Origin of the sequence: Faecalibacterium gallinarum, assembly GCF_022180365.1 — a bacterium.
Taxonomy (GTDB): Bacteria; Bacillota; Clostridia; order Oscillospirales; family Ruminococcaceae; genus Faecalibacterium; species Faecalibacterium gallinarum.
In genome coordinates this window covers 1-1,833 of record NZ_BQKV01000042.1, presented here as the reverse complement: position 1 = coordinate 1,833, position 1,833 = coordinate 1, and the positions used below count along the sequence as shown (strand labels likewise).

Sequence of the window (1,833 nt, the reverse complement as noted above, 5' to 3'; positions counted from 1 at the left end):
ATAAGCAGCCTCCTGGTACTTCCAGACAATGATACTTCCGTAACTCGCGGCCCGGCCACAAAGAAGGCGGGGCGGCCGAAAGGCCGATGGAGCGGTGCAAATCCGCCGCCAGAAGGTTCCCAACCCTCCCCGGGGTGTCGAGGACAAATGGGGGAGGAACCCCAAAAACAATTTCAGCCCACCGCCCAGGATCGCAAGACCCAAAACGGTGGGCTTTTTACATACCAAATCTTTCAAAACAAAGGAGGAAAACCCTATGAGCCGTAGTTACGCACGCAATGCCAATACCGCATCCCTCATGACCCTGTGCCCGGTTTGTCTGCACTCGTTCCAGGACGCCAAGAAAGCATTTCTGCGTCGGGCGGATGTTCATCAGCAGACCAAAGATGTCTGTACTTACTGTCAGACCCGCTATGGTTTCGACTATTACGTCCAACCTGCTGCGGCTCACCGAGACACCACCCGTCGAAAGGTAAGAACCTATGTTGCAGCATCTCACCATTGACCCGGAGTTCGCGAGCAAGATTCCGCCGCTTCGCGAGGAAGAGATGAAACAACTGGAGGAAAACATTCTGGCAGACGGGGTGGTTATCAATCCGCTGATCGTCTGGAACGGCGTGATCGTGGATGGTCACAACCGCTACCACATTCTTCAGCAGCACCCGGAAATCCAGTTCACCACCTATGAGAAGCAGTTTCCCGACCGGTACGCAGCCATCTCCTGGATCTGCAAGAACCAGCTGGGACGGCGGAACCTGACGCCACAGCAGTTCAAATATCTGATCGGACAGCAGTACGATGCAGAAAAGTTGGCCGAACGGTTTAGAGGAAATCAATACACTTCAGTTGAAAGAAGTGGTTGTGGACAAAATGTCCACAACCAAAATCCTGAGCGTACGGCGGAAAAAATTGCCCGAGAAAACAATCTAAACGAGAAATATGTCCGCAGAGCAGGACACTTCGCTCAGGGCGTAGATGCCGCAGAAGAAGCTGTGCCAGGCATCAAACAGGAAATCCTGACCGGCAGCATTAAGCCCACAGAGAAGGCCGTGGCAGCCATCGCCAAGGCCCCACTGGAGGAAAGGCCCGCTTTGGTTCAGCAGCTCCGGCAGACTAAAGAACCCGATAAACCCAAAGAAAAGCCGACGCCCAAGCGCAGCGCCGCAGAAACCTTACAAGCCATTCAGGATATCTCAGACAACATGCTGCAGTCCAACGGGGAAATCGACGCAGACGATATCTGTGCAGAACTGGAAGACGCCCTGGACACCATGATCTTCCGCTGGGACACCTGCTTGGAAAATAACAAGGAGCTGCGCAGTGCCTGCCGGGACGGTATCAGAAGCCTTACAGATAAGGGAATTCAGTACCTGAAAGAGATGAGGAGGACTACATGAGAATGAACAGCACCAGTGCCTACCAGGAAATGATGATCAACAGCAAGCTGCTGGAAGTCCCCCGCGGCAGTTACCAGCGGGAACTGAACGTCAAGCGGGTTCGCAAAATTGCTGCAAGGTTTGACCCTCGTCTGGTCAATCCCCCGAAGGTCAGCTACCGCAACGGTCACTATTATGTGTTTGACGGCCAGCACACCATCGCGGTCCTCAAGCTGCTTAACGGCGGCAAGGACCTGATGATCCGCTGTATCGTGTACACGGGTATGACTGAGAGCGAGGAAGCCCTGCTCTTTGCCCAGCAGACCGGTGAATCCGCCAAGCTGACACCGGGCGACCGGATGCGGGCTATGATCTACGGCGGCGACCCGGAGTGCATGGCCTTCCTCAAGGCCACTGAATCGGTTGGCTTGAATTTGGATTACGCACAGCGGCGCGG

Annotated in this window: 3 protein-coding genes; all 3 read left to right on the top strand. The window is 54.6% G+C overall.

Translation table 11 applies throughout. The annotated features are described in order from the left end of the window. Positions 1 to 256 precede the first annotated feature (256 nt). Positions 257 to 505 (top strand): hypothetical protein, encoded by a 249-nt coding sequence (locus tag JCM17207_RS07355; RefSeq protein ID WP_238316964.1) that lies wholly within the window; start codon positions 257 to 259, stop codon positions 503 to 505. Between the two features lie 43 nt (positions 506 to 548). Further along, a complete protein-coding gene (locus tag JCM17207_RS07350; RefSeq protein ID WP_238316963.1) occupies positions 549 to 1,397 on the top strand; it encodes a ParB N-terminal domain-containing protein in 849 nt (282 codons plus the stop codon). Positions 1,398 to 1,399: 2 nt separating this feature from the next. Beyond that, the coding region (locus tag JCM17207_RS07345; protein ID WP_373871937.1) for a DUF6551 family protein at positions 1,400 to 1,833 on the top strand (434 nt) is incomplete at its 3' end.

Coding starts and splice junctions, on each gene's coding strand:
- JCM17207_RS07355 (WP_238316964.1), top strand. CDS start 257: ATGAGCCGTAGTTACGCACGCAATGCCAATACCGCATCCCTCATGACC.
- JCM17207_RS07350 (WP_238316963.1), top strand. CDS start 549: ATGAAACAACTGGAGGAAAACATTCTGGCAGACGGGGTGGTTATCAAT.